This window comes from Cognatazoarcus halotolerans (genome assembly GCF_009800965.1).
GTDB classification, from domain to species: Bacteria; Pseudomonadota; Gammaproteobacteria; order Burkholderiales; family Rhodocyclaceae; genus Cognatazoarcus; species Cognatazoarcus halotolerans.
In genome coordinates, this window is record NZ_WUAF01000008.1 from 45,114 (window position 1) to 62,817 (window position 17,704).

The 17,704-nt window shown below is 65.3% G+C and carries 13 protein-coding genes; 9 read left to right on the forward strand and 4 right to left on the reverse strand.

The genetic code is table 11. The features are described from left to right. Window positions 1–61: 61 nt before the first annotated feature. The 7 genes from GQB03_RS11825 (at window position 62) to GQB03_RS11855 (ending at window position 11,703) form a co-directional block, all read left to right on the forward strand. Window positions 62–5,986: a CHAT domain-containing protein gene (locus GQB03_RS11825; protein ID WP_159689306.1), complete on the forward strand. Its 5,925-nt coding sequence runs from the start codon at window positions 62–64 to the stop codon at window positions 5,984–5,986. 215 nt (window positions 5,987–6,201) lie between these two features. After that, window positions 6,202–7,935, forward strand: a complete 1,734-nt coding sequence (gene argS, locus GQB03_RS11830) for an arginine--tRNA ligase (RefSeq protein ID WP_159689309.1) — start codon at window positions 6,202–6,204, stop codon at window positions 7,933–7,935. Between the two features lie 19 nt (window positions 7,936–7,954). Then, complete coding sequence (locus tag GQB03_RS11835) at window positions 7,955–8,566, forward strand: SPOR domain-containing protein (protein WP_159689312.1); 612 nt, start codon at window positions 7,955–7,957, stop codon at window positions 8,564–8,566. A 158-nt stretch (window positions 8,567–8,724) separates the two neighbouring features. Next, window positions 8,725–9,357 carry a thiol:disulfide interchange protein DsbA/DsbL gene (locus GQB03_RS11840; protein ID WP_159689315.1) on the forward strand — a complete coding sequence of 211 codons (633 nt, stop codon included), beginning with the start codon at window positions 8,725–8,727 and terminating at the stop codon, window positions 9,355–9,357. Between the two features lie 45 nt (window positions 9,358–9,402). Continuing rightward, window positions 9,403–10,176: an SDR family oxidoreductase gene (locus tag GQB03_RS11845; RefSeq protein ID WP_235027039.1), complete on the forward strand. Its 774-nt coding sequence runs from the start codon at window positions 9,403–9,405 to the stop codon at window positions 10,174–10,176. A gap of 116 nt (window positions 10,177–10,292) precedes the next feature. Beyond that, complete coding sequence (locus GQB03_RS11850; RefSeq protein WP_159689318.1) at window positions 10,293–11,219, forward strand: DMT family transporter; 927 nt, start codon at window positions 10,293–10,295, stop codon at window positions 11,217–11,219. A gap of 82 nt (window positions 11,220–11,301) precedes the next feature. Continuing rightward, entirely contained in the window at window positions 11,302–11,703 is a 402-nt protein-coding gene (locus GQB03_RS11855) for a PilZ domain-containing protein (protein WP_159689321.1), read from the forward strand. Window positions 11,704–11,776: 73 nt separating this feature from the next. Here the strand turns inward: GQB03_RS11855 and GQB03_RS11860 are convergent, their stop codons facing one another. Both GQB03_RS11860 and GQB03_RS11865 read right to left on the reverse strand, forming a co-directional pair. Beyond that, window positions 11,777–12,745 carry a TAXI family TRAP transporter solute-binding subunit gene (locus GQB03_RS11860; RefSeq protein ID WP_159689324.1) on the reverse strand — a complete coding sequence of 323 codons (969 nt, stop codon included), beginning with the start codon at window positions 12,743–12,745 and terminating at the stop codon, window positions 11,777–11,779. A 98-nt stretch (window positions 12,746–12,843) separates the two neighbouring features. After that, window positions 12,844–14,190: a D-amino acid dehydrogenase gene (locus GQB03_RS11865; protein WP_268817542.1), complete on the reverse strand. Its 1,347-nt coding sequence runs from the start codon at window positions 14,188–14,190 to the stop codon at window positions 12,844–12,846. 111 nt (window positions 14,191–14,301) lie between these two features. Between GQB03_RS11865 and GQB03_RS11870 the strand changes: the two genes are divergently transcribed. After that, window positions 14,302–15,240: a LysR family transcriptional regulator gene (locus GQB03_RS11870; RefSeq protein ID WP_159689330.1), complete on the forward strand. Its 939-nt coding sequence runs from the start codon at window positions 14,302–14,304 to the stop codon at window positions 15,238–15,240. Between the two features lie 114 nt (window positions 15,241–15,354). Further along, the gene (locus GQB03_RS11875) at window positions 15,355–16,194 is read left to right on the forward strand and encodes a helical backbone metal receptor (protein ID WP_159689333.1); all 840 of its coding nucleotides are present in this window, start codon (window positions 15,355–15,357) and stop codon (window positions 16,192–16,194) included. 27 nt (window positions 16,195–16,221) lie between these two features. Here GQB03_RS11875 and GQB03_RS11880 read toward each other — a convergent pair whose 3' ends face one another. Together GQB03_RS11880 and GQB03_RS11885 are read right to left on the reverse strand one after the other, a co-directional pair. Next, on the reverse strand, window positions 16,222–17,040 hold the full coding sequence (locus GQB03_RS11880; RefSeq protein ID WP_159689336.1) for a mechanosensitive ion channel family protein: 819 nt from the start codon (window positions 17,038–17,040) through the stop codon (window positions 16,222–16,224). Window positions 17,041–17,155: 115 nt separating this feature from the next. Continuing rightward, window positions 17,156–17,611 carry a putative toxin-antitoxin system toxin component, PIN family gene (locus GQB03_RS11885; RefSeq protein ID WP_159689339.1) on the reverse strand — a complete coding sequence of 152 codons (456 nt, stop codon included), beginning with the start codon at window positions 17,609–17,611 and terminating at the stop codon, window positions 17,156–17,158. Window positions 17,612–17,704 lie beyond the last annotated feature (93 nt).

Genomic DNA, 17,704 nt, shown 5'->3' on the forward strand with positions numbered 1-17,704 from the left:
TCGGAACGCAGGTCGCACGAGGCCGGCAACATAAGACAAAAGCACCAGAGGGAGGATTTCCATGGCCAAGGCTTCAGGCGGTCTGACACTGACGCTGCCCGCGCGTCGAGGCGCAGCCGCGCCCGCGACCGTGCCGCGTGTATTGCAGAGCACGACCCGCGGCGACATCGCGGGGGACCGGCTGCTCGATGCGGCGCTGACCGTTGAATCCGTCGTCGAGCTCGCGGCGCCGGGGCGCGGCGATGCCGATGAGCTCAAGAAGGACGTCGACGGCGCGCGCCTGCTCGCGCTCGAGGCGGCCGACGGCACCACGGTATTCATCCGCGCCGACCGCCTGGCCGAGGAACTGGCCCGCCTGTATCCCGACGAGGCGGCCGCGGGCGCGATCGACATCGGCCTGCTGCGCGATCGCGGCGCGGCGTCCCGCGGGGCACTCGACTGGGTCTGGTCGAAACTCTCGGTGCTGCGGCTGGACCGCGACTCGATCACCGACCTGGCCACCGAGAAGGCGCGCGAATGGGTCGAGGACTGGCTCGGCGACAAGGCCGCCTCGCTGGTGGCGCCGAATGCCTCGTGGCTGGGCGCCAAGGCGCTGATGTGGGCGATCGAGTCGCAACTGGCCGGCGAGCCCGGGCTTTACCAGTGGCGCGGCGATACGCTGTCTGCTTCCGACCGCTGCGTCGCGGGCGATCCGCGGCTCGAGAAGGCCGCTGCCGAGGGGCCGATGCTGGTCTTCATCCACGGCACTGCATCGCACACCATGGGCGGCTTCAAGGACTTGCATGCGCCGGATGCGGAAGCCGACTGGGAGCCGATTGCGCGGCGCTTCGGTGACCGGGTGTTCGGTCTCGAGCACCGCACTTTTTCCGAGAGCCCGATCGACAACGCGCTCGAGCTGGTAAGGGTCTTGCCTGCCGGTTCGCGGGTGTCGCTGGTCAGCCATTCGCGCGGTGGCCTGGTCGGGGATCTGGTGTGCATCGGGGCGCTCAGCGATGAATCGATCGCGGCCTACCGCCGCGATGCGCCAGTCAACCAGAAAGAGACGGCGGAGCAGAACCTGCTGCGCGAAAAGGTCGCCGCCGACGAGCAGGCCAAGCTGCGCGAGCTGCGCAGTCTGCTCGACAAGAAGGGCCTGCAGATCGAGCGCTACGTGCGGGTCGCGGCGCCGGCTCGCGGTACCACGCTGCTGTCGGACAATCTTGATGTGTTTCTGTCCGGGCTGCTCTCGCTGGCCAGCCGCATGGTCGGCGCGGTGACCGGTCCGGCCGGTGGTGCGGTGATGTCGGTGTTCCGGCGGGTGGTGCTGGAGATTGCCGACAAGCGCGTCGATGCGCGACTGGTGCCGGGTATCGAGGCGATGCTTACCGATTCGCCGCTGACCGCGCTGCTGGCGCGCTCACCGCGCAGGCAGGGCCTCGCCATGTCGGTGATTGCTGGCGACATCGAGGGCGGCGGTGTGCTCAAGCAGCTCGGCGTGATGTTCACCGACTGGATGTTCTTCGATCGTGCCGACAACGACCTGGTGGTCGATACCGATTCGATGTACGGCGGGCTCGCCTCGCGCAACGAAACGCGCTATCTGTTCGATCAGGGCGAGGCGGTCAACCACTTCAGCTATTTTGCCCGCCGGCGCACCCGCTCGGCGATGAAGGACTGGCTCGTTGCCGACAAGCCGGAAGGCCTGACCGCCTTCAGCCCGCTCGAGCAGGCGCGCGTGGCGTCCTTTGCCGAGGTGCGCTCGCGTTCCGACAGTCGCGGTGCTGCGCCTGCGCCCAACACCCGGCCGGTGACGATCTACCTGCCCGGCATCATGGGTTCGCATCTCGAGGTGCGCAAGGGCGGCAAGCCGGGTGACGGCGATCGGGTGTGGTTCGATTTCTTCGATCTCAACTGGGGCGGTCTCGACAAGATCCGCATCGACCGTCCGGCGGTGCAGGCCGAATCGCTGTTCGGCATGTTCTACGAGGACCTGGCCGAATACCTCGAGCGCACCCAGCTGGTCATCCGCTTTCCCTACGACTGGCGCCAGCCGATCCAGGCGCTCGCCGAAAGCCTCGCCGGGGTGCTGAGCGATGCGCTGAAGACGCACCCCGATCAGCCGGTGCGAATACTGGCCCACAGCATGGGCGGGCTGGTGAGCCGGGCGATGATCGCGCAGCATGCGGATCTCTGGGATGACGTGGTAGCGCGACCGGGCGGGCGCCTGGTGATGCTCGGTACCCCCAACCGCGGTTCGCACGCGATGGTCGAGACCCTGCTGGCCAAATCGGACAGCATGCGCAAGCTCGAACTCATCGACATGAAGCACGACATGCAGGAGGTGCTCGACATCGTCGCCGGTTTCTACGGTGGCGTGCAGCTGCTGCCGCGGCCTGGTTTTGCCGATGGCGGCACGCCGTGGGCAGATTACTACAGCACCGGCACCCTAGACGAGATGCGCAAGCTCAACCGCGATCGCTGGATCGGGGACGGTGTGGTCGGCAAGGTTTCGGACGGCACCTTCAAGCGCGCCCGTGAACTCTGGGACAAGGTGCTGACCGACAGCACGATCCCCCACCCGGACCGGGTCGCCTACGTATTCGGTCAGGGCAAGAGCACACCCTGCGGCGTACGGATCGAGGGCGAGGGTGCGAACAAGTGGCTCAAGATGGTCGGCACCTCGGAAGGCGACGGCACGGTCAGCTGGGCGGCCGGAAAACTCGACAACCTGCCTGCCGAGCGCTGCTGGTACATGCCGGTGGAGCACGGCGCACTGACCGCGACCGACGACTATTTTCCGGCCATCATGGAGTTGGTCGAGCGTGGCGAAACCTTGCGCCTCGGCCGCTTGCCGGTATCCCGGGGGGATGCCGCGACGTGGACCTATGATGCCGCCCCGCCGAGCCTGCCCGGCGAAGAAGAGCTCGCCCGCGGCCTGGTCGGCAGCAGGCCAAGGCGTCGGGTGGCAGAGGCGGCGAGCCACAAGTTCAGCGTGGCGGTGCGCGCCATGGACCTGCGCTTCGTGCAGTACCCGATCCTCTGCGGTCATTACATCGGCGATGCGATCGCTGGCGCCGAGCGGCGCATCGACACCTGCCTGGTCGCGGGGGCGCTCGCCCAGCGCGAGCGGCTCGGTGTCTATGCCGGCGAGATCGGCACCTCGGCGGTGGTGCTGCAGGCGCGCAACGACGAAGTCCGCAAGCGCGGCACCGGCCAGGGCGCGGTGATCGTCGGGCTCGGTGAATACGGCAATCTGTCGGCCAGCGATGTGTCCGAAACGGTTCGCTCCGGCGTACTGCGCCTGCTGCTGCACACGCTCGATCGCGAGGGCGGCGAGCGCTCGGTGGCTGGCGACGTGCAGGAACTCACGCTGGCCAGCCTGTTGATCGGCTACAACTCGACGACCCACATCAGCGTCATCGATTCGATTGCCGCGATCGTGCGCGGCGTGCTCGAAGGCAACCGCCAGTTCAACGAGGCGATGCCCAAGGCCAGGCTGCGGGTGGGCCGGCTGGAGTTCGTTGAACTCTTTACCGACACCGCTATCACCGCAGCCCACGCGATCCAGGAGCTGCCCACGCGCATGGCGGGCGACCTGCGGCGGCTCGAAGCGCATCTCGAACCGCAGGCGGAACTTCTCGAGCACGAGAGCGCGCGTGCGCGCCTTTCGGTGTTTGCGCCGTTCGGCTACTGGCCGCGCCTGATGGTGACGGATGATGCCCGCAAGGACAACGAGTGCGATGACGATGCGCAGACCGGAGACAATGGTCAGGGCTCGGCTGCCATGTCGCGCCGACCGGCTCCGCCGGCGATTGCCGAGAAGATCCGCTACGTTTTCCTTTCCGAGCGGGCGCGTGCCGAAAGCGTGGTTCAGCAACGGCAGCCGGGCCTGGTCGAGGCGCTCGTCAAGAACGCGATCGGCCGGGATACGTACGACCCCGATCTGTCGCGAACCCTGTTCCAGCTGATGGTGCCGCTCGACTTCAAGGCCGCCGCACGCGAAACCGAGCAGATGGTGCTGGTGGTCGATGGCTACACCGCCAATCTTCCCTGGGAGATGCTGCAGGCGGAAGATCTGCCGATGGTGCTCAAGACCGCGGTGGTACGCCAGTTCGCCTCGACCCGCTATCGGACGATGCCGCGCACCACCACCCGGCGTACCGCCTGTGTCATCGCCAACCCGGATACCACCGGCTATCGCAGCCGGCTGCTCGGCGTGGCCGAAAAGGACATCGGAGATCCGGCCAAGGATCGCCTGCCGCCGCTGACCGGTGCCGAAGCGGAGGGGCGGGCGGTTCGCGGTCTGCTCGAAGCCTTGCACTACGAGGTGACCTACAGCGACGATGGGGCCGCGCTCGACGTGTTCGCGCGACTGTTCAGGCAGCCTTACCGGGTGCTGGTGATCGCGGCACACGGGGTCTTCGAACTGATGGCTGCCGATGGCAGGGCGCGTACCGGTGTTGTGCTGTCGGACGGGATGCTTCTCACTGCAGCCGAAGTTTCCCAGATGGAGGTGGTGCCAGAGCTGGTGTTTCTGAATTGCTGCCACCTGGGGGAGATCAATTCACCGCTGAAGGACCCCAATCGCCTTGCCTACAGCCTGTCGCGCGAGCTCATCGAGATGGGTGTCCGCTGCGTGATCGCAGCCGGATGGCAGGTCAACGACGACGCAGCGAAATGCTTCGCCGAGACTTTCTTCAGCGAATTCGTCAGCAAGAACACGCCCTTTGGCGAGGCGGTCCATACAGCCCGCAAGACGACCTGGGAACGCTGGCCGCAATGCAACACCTGGGGGGCCTACCAGGCCTATGGCGATCCGCACTATCGCCTCGAGCCGGGCAGCGGCAGCGGCGGCGGCACCGGGGTCGCGCCGGTTTCTCCGGCAGAGCTGATTGCCGCGTTAGGGCATATGCGGATCGATGCGCAGCATGACAAGGGCCGAGACCTGAAGGCCGCGCGCAGCGCGGTCACGGCGCTGCTCGAAACAGTCCCCGCACGCTGGCGCGACGGGGCCGAAGTGCAGGCTGCGCTGGGCGCCCTGTTCGCGGAGTTCTTCCCAGCCGGGGCCGACGAAGCGTGTGCCGCGTACCAGCGGGCGATCGTCGCCAACGACCCGGCCGGCAGGGTCCCGGTCAAGGCCATCGAACAGCTTGCCAATCTGGAGGCCCGCCGCGGTGCGGATTGCGATGATCCGCATGAAGGCGAAACCCTGATCCGCGGCGCAATAGGCCGGCTCGAGGCGCTGACCTGCTTTACCGGACCCACGGCAAGCCTGGAGGCAGCGCTGAAATACGCCAACAACGAACGGCGGGCATTGCTCGCGGGGGCATACAAGCGACTGGCGGTGCTGCTGGCGCGGACGGCCATACCGGGCAAGGACTGGCCGGCAGTGCAGGCTGAACTGGAGCGGGCCAGAAATGTTTCCCTGGCCGGGGACATGTCACCCGAGAGCGATGATTTCAGCCCCTACACGGTAATCAACGGATTGCAGTTTGCCGGGCTGACCGGTAGCGCCGATGTCGCGAACGATATCGGTCTGGCCGAGCGTTGCCAGAAGCTCGCGCGTCAGCGTTTCGCCGTAACGGGCGATTTCTTCGACGCGATCGGGCCGGCCGATGCCTTGCTGGCAGTCCGCCTCCTCGACGGAACGCTTGGACAAGCCGCGGACGAGGTGGCCCGTACCTACCGCGAGGCCGGTGAGGGCGTTTCATCGAGTGCACGTCAGTTCAATTCGGTGGTGTCCCACCTGCGGACGCTGGCCGATCTGGTGCGGGTGCGTGGCGCTGCCGGCGATGCCGAACTCGAAAAGGTATTGCGCGATCTCGCGAACGGGCTCGATCCCAACAACGGCTCGCGGATTGCGGGCAGTGTTGCCGCCGCGCCGGGCGGGTCGCCCTCGGATGGTGGGGGCAGCGTCCGCGCGGCCCCGAGCAAGCCGAAGGCGCGTGCCAAGCCCAAGCGGGCTACCAAGGGCGCGCCAGCGAAACCGGACGATGGTGAGCGCTAAGGGGCAAGTGTCTGTGGTCCCGCGTATTCGTGCTTTGCGCTGCACCGCGATGTGGCTTCCGACCTCCTCCGGAAGCGCCGCATCGTGGTGCAGTGCGTCTTTCGCAGCGAAGGCGCTGTTCTTTTCATGTAAAACATGCAGATCGCCGTGTCGGGCGTCCGGGATAATGCGGGCCCGTTCTGTATAATTGCGGGTTTCGCATTTGCACGAGTGCCATGAGCGCCGATCCAAAATCCCGACTTGCCGACCTGCTGCGCCAGGCGCTCGGCAGTGTTGCTCCCGAGCTGATCGATACCCCGATCGTGCTCGACAGACCCAAGCAGGCGAGCCACGGCGACTTCGCTTCCAACCTGGCTCTGCAGCTGGCCAAGCCGCTCAAGCGCAATCCGCGCGATCTTGCCGCGTTGCTGCTGGCGGAGCTGCCCCGCTCCCCGCTGGTGGTCAAGGCCGAAGTGGCCGGCGCCGGCTTCATCAACTTCACGCTGGCGAGTGATGCCAAGACCGGGATCGTCTCGCGCGTCCTCTCCGAAGGCGGGAATTTCGGACGTGCCGCGCCGCGTGGTGTCAAGGTGCAGGTCGAATTCGTTTCGGCCAACCCGACCGGTCCGCTGCATGTCGGGCACGGACGTGGCGCAGCCTATGGTGCCTCGCTTTCGGACGTCCTCGACTTCGCCGGTTTCGAGGTGAGCCGCGAATACTACGTGAACGATGCCGGCCGGCAGATGGACATCCTCGGCCTGTCGACCTGGCTGCGTTACCTTGCCCTGTTCGGCATCGTGGTGCCGTTCCCGCCCAATGCCTACCAGGGCGATTACGTGGTCGGGATGGCGGAGGAAATCCGCAATGGCCACCAGGACCGTTTTGCGAGGGTGACGGCCGCCGAGGTGCTGGCCGACGCACCCCCGGTCGATGCCGACAAGGAAGGCCATCTCGATGCACTGATCGGTAACGCCAAGCGCTTGCTCGGCGAGGACTGGCACTGGGTGCACGGCTTTGCGCTGACCGAGCAACTCGGCGACGGGCGCAGTGATCTCGAGGAATTCGGCGTTCGTTTCGACAAGTGGTTCTCGGAGCGCAGCCTGTTCGACACCGGACTCGTCGAGCGCGCCGTGAGCGAGCTCGAGGCACGCGGCCACATCTACCTGCAGGACGGCGCCAAGTGGTTCCGCTCGAGCGCCTTCGGCGACGAGAAGGATCGCGTGGTCCAGCGTGAGAACGGTCTCTACACCTATTTCGCTTCCGATATCGCCTACCACCTCAACAAATACGAGCGCGGCTTTGACCGCATCATCGATATCTGGGGCGCGGATCACCACGGCTACATCCCGCGGGTGAAGGGCGCGCTCGCAGCGCTTGGACTGCCGCCGGAGAAGCTCGAGGTGGCGCTGGTGCAGTTCGCGGTGCTCTACCGCAATGGCCAGAAGGCCTCGATGTCCACCCGCTCGGGAGAGTTCGTGACCCTGCGCGAGCTGCGCAGCGAAGTTGGCAACGATGCGTGCCGCTTCTTCTACGTGCTGCGCAAGGCGGATCAGCACCTCGACTTCGATCTCGATCTTGCCAAGAGCCAGACCAACGAGAATCCGGTGTACTACATCCAGTACGCCCACGCGCGGATCGTCAGCGTGCTTCGGCAATGGGATGGCGAAGTGGCGGAGCTTGCCGCGGCCGACCTGTCGCGGCTCGACGGCGAGCGGGAGCTCGGCCTGTGCGCGCGCCTGGCGAGCTTCCCGGAAGTGATCCTGAACGCTGCGGAGGACTATGCGCCGCATCAGGTCGCCTTCTACCTGAAGGATCTGGCTGGCGATTTCCACAGCTGGTACAACGCGGATCGCATGCTGGTGGAGGACGAGGGGCTGAAGCTCGCGCGTGTGGCGCTGGCTGCTGCGGTCCGCCAGACAATTTCCAATGGACTGCGCCTGCTCGGGGTTTCCGCGCCCGAAGCGATGTAACGGATGGAATGCCCAAGCAATGAGTCGTGATCACAAGCCCCGCGCCCGGACGGCGAAAAAGCCCTCGCGCAGCAAGGGCGGCATTCTCGTCGGCATCTTCATCGGTTTGTTGATCGGCGCGCTGTGCGCGGTCGGGGCGGCCTGGTATTTCACCCGATCCTCTCCGTTCCAGGAGCCGCCGCGTCGCGCCGAGAGTCCGGTCCCGGCTCAGCCCCAGGGCCAGGGAGAGGCGACGCAGACCGCACCGATCGTCCTGCCGGGCAAGCCGGGCGGGCGGCCGGTGGAAAAACCGCAATTCGATTTCTACAAGATCCTGCCGCAGGGCGAGGGTGCCGCGGCACCGGTGCCTTCCACGTCGAAACAGGATGCCTCGGGGCCGGACGGCGGCGAACGGCTGTACCTGCAGGCCGGTGCGTTCGAAGATCCGTCCGAAGCCGACAACGTCAAGGCCCAGCTGGCGCTGATGGGGATCGAGGCAAGCGTGCAACGCGCCCAGACGAGCAATCGGGGAACGGTTCATCGGGTGCGCGTCGGTCCGTTCTCGTCGCAGTCCTCGCTCGAGCGCAAGCGCGCCGAGATGGCTGCGGCCGGCATCGATACCAGCATCGTCAGGGTGCCGGCAAAGCCCTGATCCGGCGAACGTCGGCCTCGACGGTCAACCTTGCATCGACCGGGGCGTTTTACTGTTGCAGTTACGGGCTTCGAATGTGCCGGGGAACTCCCGGCCTCGAGCCTCGATCCCATGCGTTCGCGGAACCGTTTCGATGTTCCGCCATACAGGAGTGAGTAATGGATCGTCGTAGTGTCCTCAAGCAGATGGCGGTGCTGGCCGGCATCGCTGCCGTGGCCGGAAAGGTCGGAGCCCAGCAGCCGTTCGTGGAAGTGAACCCGCCGCAACCGACTGCGGATACAGGCAAGATCGAGGTGATCGAGTTCTTCCACTACGGCTGCCCTCACTGCCGCGATTTCGATCCCTTGCTCGAGAAGTGGGTTGCCGCGCTTCCCAAGGATGTCGATTTCAAGCGCGTCCCGGCGATCTGGGGCAATCCTCAGCTCAAGGAACTCGCCCGTTTCTACTACACGCTCGAGGTGACCGGTCAGTTGCACGCGCTGCATGGCAAGGTGTTCGGCGCCCTGCAGACCGACAAGGTGCCCCTCAACACCGAAGAGGGGGTTCGTGACTGGATCGGCAAGCAGGGCGTCGATCAGAAGCGCTTCATGGAGGCCTACAAGTCCTTCGGTGTGCAGTCGATGGTCCAGCGGGCCGATCAGGTGGCCAGAGCCTACAAGATCCAAGGGGTGCCCACGCTTGCAATCGACGGTAAGTACCTTACTGCCGGTTCGATGGCGGGAACCCATGAGAATGCGCTCAAGGTGGCCGACCAGTTGATACAGCGTGCCCGGGCCGCACGCGGAAAGTAGATCGCCGAGGGGGCGCATCCTGCGGGTCATGGTTGAGCCATCCGTGTGAATCCCGCCCCCGTCGTTTTCATCACCGGTGCGTCGAGCGGAATCGGCGCGGCACTTGCCCGCGCCTATGCTGAGCGGGGGGCCCGCCTGGGGCTTCTCGGACGCAACGAAGCTGCACTTGCGAGACTCGCCGAAAGCCTTCCCGGGGAGCATCTGACGCTGCTTGCAGATGTGAGCGTGCAGGCGCAGATTGCCGATGCGACGCGGCGCTTTGTCTCCCGTTTCGGCGTTCCCGACGTGGTGATCGCGAGTGCAGGGGTGTCGGTTGGTACCCTGACCGAATATGAATCCGACCTGGCGGATTTCGAACAGGTGCTGAGGACCAATCTGCTTGGCATGGTCGCGACATTCCAGCCCTTCGTGGAGCCGATGCGACGGCGCGGAAGTGGGCGCCTCGTCGGCATTGCCTCGGTTGCCGGGATCAGGGGCCTGCCCGGAGCGGGTGCCTACAGCGCCTCCAAGGCCGGCGTGATCAGCTACCTCGAAAGCCTCCGCGTCGAGTTGCATGGTTCGGGTGTGCGGGTCGTGACCATCGCGCCTGGCTATATCCGCACGCCGATGACCGACGTGAATGACTATCCGATGCCATTCCTGATGGCGCCGGATGCGGCCGCCCGGCGCATGCTCGGGATGATCGAGGCCGGTCGCCGATTCGGTGTGGTGCCCTGGCAGATGGCGGTGGTCGCGCGGCTGCTGGCGGCCATTCCGCGTCCCGTGTTCGATCGCCTCTTCTCGCGTGCCGGACGCAAGCCGAGGGGCTTGCCCCTGTAAAGCCGGGGCCCGTCGTGACAGACCCGGAAAGCGTCCCCGAACCCGCCGTGCGCGCTATGCTGCCAAAGGCAACTCGCCACGATAGACGAGTTGGTTCCGAGTTTTCGAGCGAGTAAATGCAGCGCAGCCAGCGACTTTTTCCGGTCTACCTAAAACTTGTCGTCACCACGGCCTTCTGGGGTGGTGCGTTCATCGCCGGCCGGCATCTCGCCCAGCACATGCCCCATTTTCTGGCCGCAACCGGGCGCTTCGTCTCCGCCTTGATACCGCTCTTCGCGTTCGCACTCGTTTTCGGAGACGGGCTGCAGCCACTGGATCGCCGTAATCTGGTGGCGACGATCCTGCTCGGCGCCACCGGGGTGTTCGCCTACAACACGTTCTTCCTTGCCGGCCTGGCCTATATTCCGGCGTCGCGTGCGGCGCTTATCGTGGCGCTGTCGCCGGTCATGACGATGTTCGTCATGCGTTTTCTGGCGCACGAGCGGTGGACCTGGCTACGTGTCGGCGGGGTATTGATATCGCTGGTGGGGGTCACGCTGGTGATCACCCGCGGAGAATTCGGCGCCGCGCTTGCGCAGGCGGCCGGTCTTGGCGAGCTCTATATCTTTATTGCAGTGGTTTCCTGGGTCGCCTACACGGTGATCGGTCGCTACGCATTGCAAGGCATGAATGCCGTTTCCGCGACGACGTGGTCCACGCTGTGGGGCACCTTGATGCTGGCTGGCCCCGCCGCCTGGGAGCTTTCGCAGGGGACGGTCGTGATGCCCGATGCGCTTTCCTGGCTCGCGATGGCCTACCTCGGCGTGTTCGGAACCGCGCTGGCCTTCTTCTGGTACAACCAAGGTGTCGCCGCGGTCGGGCCGGCCAGCGCCACCCTGTTCACCAACCTCGTTCCGGTCTTCGCCGTGATCCTTTCGGTGCTCCTGCTTGGTGAGCGGCCGGTACCGGCCAGTCTCATCGGCGGCTTGATGGTGGTGTGCGGGGTGATTCTTGCGAATCGCCCGGGGGCGGTCATCTCGGGAGACCAGCCGGGTGCGCGCTGAGCCGCGCCGCCCGACTCGCTCGTCTCAAGTTCCGTGCGAGCAAGCCGATGTTGGCAATAACATCCCATACAGGACGAGTTCCATGAATGCCCCACATGAACGCCGGACCCGGCAGCGAATCGTTACCGTGCAGGCAGGTCAACCGAGGTTCTGGCTGGTGTGGGGCGGGCAGCGGCTCGAGCTGCAGGATCTTTCGCTGGAAGGGTTTGCCGTTTCCGCGTCGACGCCGCCGGGCAGCGATCAGCCGTTCGAGTTCGTGATCGAACACGAGGGCGATACGTCGATCGTGAGTGGCAGGGCGCAGGTGGTCAATTATCTGGCGCGGGCGGGCGCCGGGCTTGCCGGATGCCGCTTCGTCGAACTTTTCGGCGAGGGCGAGGCTGCCCTTTCGCGATGGCTGGCCGGACACGTGATCGCCTGCTCCGCGTTGCCGCTGCGCGAGGAAGATGCGGCGCGCATCGTGGCCGGGCCGTCGATCATCTGATACGGCTTTCCGCCGTATACGAAAAAGGAGCCGCCAGCGCGGCTCCCTGATGGCTGCCGGTGGGCAGGGGCGCTTACATCCAGCCCTTTTCCTTGTAGTACTTGACCGCGCCGTCATGCAGCGGAGCGGACAGCCCGTTCTTGATCATGTCCTTGGGCTCGAGGTTAGCAAAGGCCGGGTGCAGCTTCTTGAAGTCGTCGAAGTTGTCGAAGACCGCCTTGACGAGGGTATAGACCACGTCGTTGGAGACCTTGCTCGAGGTCACGAAGCTGGCCACCACGCCATAGGTCTTGATCGGGTCCGGGTTGTTGGCGTAGGTGCCGCCGGGCACGGTGGCCACCGCGTAGTACGGATACTCCTTGACCAGCTTGTCGACCGCCGGACCGGTCACGTTCACCAGCTTGGCGCCGCAGGTGGTGGTCGGATCCTGGATGTTGGCCGAGGGGTTGCCGACCACGTAGGCGAAGCCGTCGATCTTGTTGTCGCACAGCGCCGCGCCGTGCTCGTCGGCCTTGAGCTCGGAGGCCAGCGAGAAGTCGGACATCTTCATGCCCAGTGCCGCCATCAGCCCGTCCATGGTGGCGCGGGTACCCGAGCCGGGGTTGCCGACGTTGAAGCGCTTGCCCTTGAAGTCTTCGATCTTGGTGACACCGGCTTCCTTGCGGGCCAGCACCATGAGCGGCTCAGGGTGGATCGAGAAGACCGCGCGCAGCTCGCTCATCGGACCGGCGTCCTTGAACTGGCCAACGCCCTTGACCGCGTTGAACTGGGCGTCGGACTGGGCCACGCCGAAGTCGAGCTCGCCGGCCTTGATGGTGTTGATGTTGTAGACCGAGCCACCGGTCGATTCGACCGAGCAGCGGATACCGTGCTTGGCGCGGTCCTTGTTCATGAGGCGGCAGATCGCGCCGCCGGCAGCGTAATACACGCCGGTGACACCGCCGGTGCCGATCGTCACGAACTTGGTCTCGGCCTGCGCCGGGACACTCAGCAACGAAGCGCCAAGACTCAGTGCTGCTGCGATTGCGGTCAGTTTCTTCATGCCGTTTCCTCCTGGAGGGTCTTCCCCCGCGTTGAAAATCAGTTTCCGGTCATGCCTGCGCCGGTCGATTGGCCGCAGCCCTTCCGACTTTGCGCCCGTTAGGCAGCGCTGTCAGTTGTGGAAAGCCCGGGTGCCGGGCAGGCGGCCCGGCGCCCGCGAAAAACACCCCAGCCACTCGGAGTGCTGCGGGCAAGCTCGAAATCCGCTGCCGGGACGGCGCATTGCCGCCCCCCGATCTTGTCCGCGATGAGTCCCGCACAGCCGGCCGCGAGCGTGAAACCGAGTGCGCCGTGGCCAACGTTCAACCACAGATTGGGAATCGGGCTGCGGTCCACGACGGGCCTGCCTGTCGGGGTTGCGGGGCGTAACCCGGCCCAGGGCTCTACGGTTGACAGATCGACGCCCTCGCCAAAGGTTTCACTGGTTTCGCGCAACAGGCCCGCCACCCGGTCTGCCGGGATACCATCATCGAAACCGACGATATCGGCCATCCCTGCGATGCGAAGCCGATTGCCGAGTCTGGCGTAGACGATCTTGCGCTGGTAATCGGTGACGCTCGCTTCCGGCACATTGTCCGGATTGTCGATGCTCAGGCTGATGCTGTAGCCCTTGAGCGGATAGACCGGAACCCGAATACCCAGCGGTACCAGCAGCCTGGCGACCTCGGCGCCGCCCGCGAGGACGCAGGCGTCGCCGCGGATGCGACCCGACCGTGTCATGACTGCGCCAAGGATCCCATCGTTCACCTCGAAGCCGCTCACTTCTTCGCCCAGCCGGAAGCATACCGGCATGGGGCCCGTGCGCAGCCGCGCTTCGAGTGCCTGGCACAGCTTGTAACAGTCGCCGGTTTCCTCGCTTGCGGTATGGATACCGCCCGCAATGCTGTCCGCAATACCACTCAGCGAGGGTTCGAGCGCAAGGCAGGCGTCCCGCCCGATAGACAGCTGCTGGCCGGATAGCTCGGGGCGTGCTTCGAGCAGCCGGCGTGCAGCTTCGAAGCTCTTGCGATCGCGATGGAGGATGAGTTTGCCGTTCTGCCGGTAGTCGAATTCGAATCCATCGTGATTCACCAGATCGTGGATCAGGCGCTGGCTGTAGAGCGAGAGCGGCAGCAAGGCCGCGACCGAGCGCATCTTGTCGTTCCCGTTGCAGGCCTGCAGAAATCGCATGATCCACTGCCACTGTGCAGGGTCGAAGCGTGGTCGGAATCGTACCGGTGCGTCGCGCCGCAACATCCATCCGGGAATCTTGGCAAGAATGTCGGGGTCGGCCAGCGGAGCGACATAGCGGTAGCTCAGCTGGCCGCCGTTGGCCATGCTGGCACCCTGACCTACGGCTGTCCGACGGTCGATGACGGTAACTTGATGGCCGTCGCGCTGCAGATACCACGCTGTGGTGAGGCCGACGATGCCAGCGCCGATGACGGTGATTTCCATGTGATTCACTCCGTATGCCTGAGCCGATCTCGTCAGGCCGCAGTGCAATCCTAGTGCTTGATCACATGGCGAATGATGCGGATCATTGAACCGTATATGTCATGACAGCATGGAGCGGCGATGCGTTTGCGACAGATCGAGGTGTTCCGGGCGGTCATGCTGACCGGCTCGGCAAGTGCTGCGGCTCGTCTCCTCAGTGTTTCCCAGCCGGTCGTTTCACGGGTCCTGCAGCACGCCGAGCTGACTCTTGGCTTCCCGCTGTTCGATCGCACTGGCGGGCGACTCAAGCCGACGCCCGAGGCGGAAGCGTTGTTCGTGCAGGTGCAGCGTGCATTCGGCGAGATCGAACGGATCGATGCACTTGCCTCCAATCTGCGGCGTGGCACGTCCGGTTTGTTGCGCGTTGCCGCCACGCCGTCGCTGGCGAGCCATCTTTTGCCTGCTGCGCTGCAGGCCATGCGGGAGGCTTGCCCGGGCGTTGCCTGCGATCTGTGGGCGAGTCACACGGCCCAGATCGAACAGGATCTGGCTGCCTTCGAAATCGATGCGGGTTTTGCGATCGAGCCCGCCGAACGGGTGACGGTGACGGTGACAACACTGGCTCGCAGCGAAATGGTGCTGGCGGCACCGAGGGCCTGGACCGAGGGCGTGATGCGCCTCGACGACCGGGCCTGGCTTGTCGGGCGGCCGTTCGTCGGGCTGGCGGAGGCCACGCCACTGGGCGAACGGCTGGCCGCAGCACTGGATCAGGCCAAGTGGGAGGCGCAGACATCCCTGCGGGTGCAGACCTATGCGCTGGCCGGTTCGCTGGTCGAGAAGGGGTTGGGCTATGCCTTTCTCGACGCCTATACTGCGGTCGGACTCGACCCGCGGCGCATTGCATTGCTGCGCCTGACGCCACAGATCGAATTTTCGCTGGACATGATGTGCGGTGCCGGTGTCGTTCGCTCGCTGCTGGTTGACCGTCTGGCCGACTGTCTCGGCGAGGCCGCCGCCGGTTGTGCCCGGGAGGTCGACCGACGGGCGGCGCCCGGGGCGCTCGCACTTGGCGCGCGCTGAGGCCGGTATGCGGCGGACGCGATGACGCGGCGTTGACGCCCGGTGCGTCCGCAGATGTCCGGATGTCGTTCCGGCCCGGCAAACGATCCGATCAACCATCTACGACCAAGCCGAATGTCTTCCTCCCGATTTTCCCAGGACTCCGACCTTAGAACCGACGCGTGCGGGAACGTGCATACGCTCGCGGGCGAGCAGCCGCGCATCGTCAGCCTGGTTCCGTCTCTCACCGAAATGATCTGCGATCTGGGGTTGGCCGATTCGCTCGTCGGGCGCACCGGTTTCTGCATCCACCCGCGCCAGACCGTGCGGCGGATTCCGAAGGTCGGCGGCACCAAGGACGTGCATGTCGAGCGAGTCCGTGAGCTTGCACCTACCCATCTCGTGGTGAATATCGACGAGAACCGGCGGGAGACGGTCGAAGCGCTTGCCGCCTTCGTCCCCTCGGTCATCGTGACCCACCCCTGTTCACCAGAGGACAACGTCAGTGTCTATCGCCTGTTCGGAAGCATTTTCGGACGTGGCGACGAGGCCGGGCGGATGGTGGAAGGGCTCGAGGCGGCACTGGCCGAGGCGCACGCCTGCCGGGCGAGCCTGCCCGCCGAGAAAGTCCTGTATCTCATCTGGCGGCAACCGTGGATGACCGTCTCGGATGAAACCTATATCGCCGCAATGCTGGACTGTGTCGGTTGGCAGTGTGCCGCTCCGCCGTCGTCCGGGCGTTACCCTTCGTTCGACTGGGGGGAGGGGTGGCTTGGCGGGGTCGAACGGGTGTTCCTGTCCAGCGAACCCTACCGGTTTCGGGAACAGCATCTCGACGAGGTGGCCTCCCGTTGCGGCTTGCCGGTCCATCTGATCGATGGAGAGATGGTGTCGTGGTACGGGAGCCGGGCAATCGAGGGTTTGCGCTACCTGGCGAGGTTGCGCCGCGCCCTGGCGGAGGGCGCGGCGCAATAGCGGCGGCAAACGGGCCGCCGCGCTCGTTCAGCGGGGTTGCAGGAACACCTGGTGCGGCGCCGGTACCGGCCAGCCGTTGGTCGCGCCTACTTCGGCGATGGCCTTGTTCGTGTCGAAATACACCTGCCAGTAGTCGTTGTTGTGGCAATACGGCCGCACGGCAAGCTTGGTGCCGGCCAGGTTGAACTCGAGGATCTCGACGTCCGGCGCCGGTTCGGTCATGACGTTGGGAATCTGCGCCAGACGGCTCTTGAGCAGGGCCTGGGCAGCCTGGGGGTCGACGCCATGGCCGAGCTGACAGGCCAGATCCACGCGCCGGTAGGGATTGGTGGTGAAGTTGGTGATGTTGTCGGCGAAGATCTTGTTGTTGCCGACCACGGTACGGACATTGTCCATGGTGTCGATGACCGTCGCGAACATGCCGATCTCGCGCACCGTTCCCATCACGCCTCCGGCCTCGATGAAGTCGCCGACGCGGATGGGGCGCAGCAGGATCAGGAATACGCCGGCCGCGAAGTTGGCCAGCAGCCCCGACCAGGCCATGCCGATCGCGATGCCGGCAGCTGCGAGAATCGCCGCGAAGGAGGCGGTTTCGACACCGAACAGGCTGAGCACCGCGATGACCAGCAGGATGCGCAGCATCACGCCGAGTGCCGATTCGAGGTATTCGATCAGGGTCGCGTCGAGTTTGCGCGAACTCATCGCGCCGCGGGCGAACCGCTTGAGGGCGTTGATGACCCATCCGCCGATGATCCACAGTGCGATTGCGCCGACCACCGTCCATGCGAAGGGGATGATGTTCTGCAGTACCAATTGCCACATATTGGCAATGCTTTCGGTGTTCATTGACGCGCTCCTTTCGAGAATATCGGGGTAACCCCGGTTGCGGGGCTCATTCTCCAAAAGTAGCCGATTCGGATGAAAGTAAAAGGATTTCCCACGTCAAATGTTGTGGCTTCCGTCATATTCCGTATCGTTGTTGCCAGTCCTCCGGCCGGAGGATGGCAAAGCGGTCGCGGATGAGGCGATGACGCCTGAGTCGCAGCAGGTCGCGGTCGCGGGTGATCAGCGCACAGACACCGGATGCCAGCGCGATCTCGAGGAACTTCTGGTCGTCGCGGTCACGGCAGGATGGGAGCTGCTCGTCCGGCGTGCCGGGAGGGAAGCAATGAGCGAGTCGCTGCCGATATGCGTCGAGCAGGGCCTGTTGCGCCTCCGGCGACTGTGCGAACTGACGGTAGGCCAGCACCCGTCGCAGTTCCTCGAGCGCATCCTCGCGCGAAAACAGTCTGCAGGGCCCGCGGGAAAGGCGCTCGCGCATCGGTTCCAGCACCGGGTCGCGGAACATCCACAGCGCGAGAACCGTGTTCGTGTCCAGCACCAGCGTTGTCTGGACGCCGATATCGTTTGCTTCCATGGAGGCGGGTGCCTGTGGCTGGATCATGGTGGTGAATGACGCAGTGGACGAAAAAAGGGGGCTTGCGCCCCCTTGATGTTCCGCGTCGCCGCG

Bases quoted from the DNA above. Each gene is read 5' to 3' on its own strand.
- GQB03_RS11860 (WP_159689324.1), bottom strand. From the start codon at position 12,745: ATGAAGAAACTGACCGCAATCGCAGCAGCACTGAGTCTTGGCGCTTCG.
- GQB03_RS11840 (WP_159689315.1), top strand. From the start codon at position 8,725: ATGGATCGTCGTAGTGTCCTCAAGCAGATGGCGGTGCTGGCCGGCATC.
- GQB03_RS11880 (WP_159689336.1), bottom strand. From the start codon at position 17,040: ATGAACACCGAAAGCATTGCCAATATGTGGCAATTGGTACTGCAGAAC.
- GQB03_RS11835 (WP_159689312.1), top strand. From the start codon at position 7,955: ATGAGTCGTGATCACAAGCCCCGCGCCCGGACGGCGAAAAAGCCCTCG.
- GQB03_RS11870 (WP_159689330.1), top strand. From the start codon at position 14,302: ATGCGTTTGCGACAGATCGAGGTGTTCCGGGCGGTCATGCTGACCGGC.
- argS (WP_159689309.1), top strand. From the start codon at position 6,202: ATGAGCGCCGATCCAAAATCCCGACTTGCCGACCTGCTGCGCCAGGCG.
- GQB03_RS11875 (WP_159689333.1), top strand. From the start codon at position 15,355: ATGTCTTCCTCCCGATTTTCCCAGGACTCCGACCTTAGAACCGACGCG.
- GQB03_RS11825 (WP_159689306.1), top strand. From the start codon at position 62: ATGGCCAAGGCTTCAGGCGGTCTGACACTGACGCTGCCCGCGCGTCGA.
- GQB03_RS11885 (WP_159689339.1), bottom strand. From the start codon at position 17,611: ATGGAAGCAAACGATATCGGCGTCCAGACAACGCTGGTGCTGGACACG.
- GQB03_RS11855 (WP_159689321.1), top strand. From the start codon at position 11,302: ATGAATGCCCCACATGAACGCCGGACCCGGCAGCGAATCGTTACCGTG.
- GQB03_RS11850 (WP_159689318.1), top strand. From the start codon at position 10,293: ATGCAGCGCAGCCAGCGACTTTTTCCGGTCTACCTAAAACTTGTCGTC.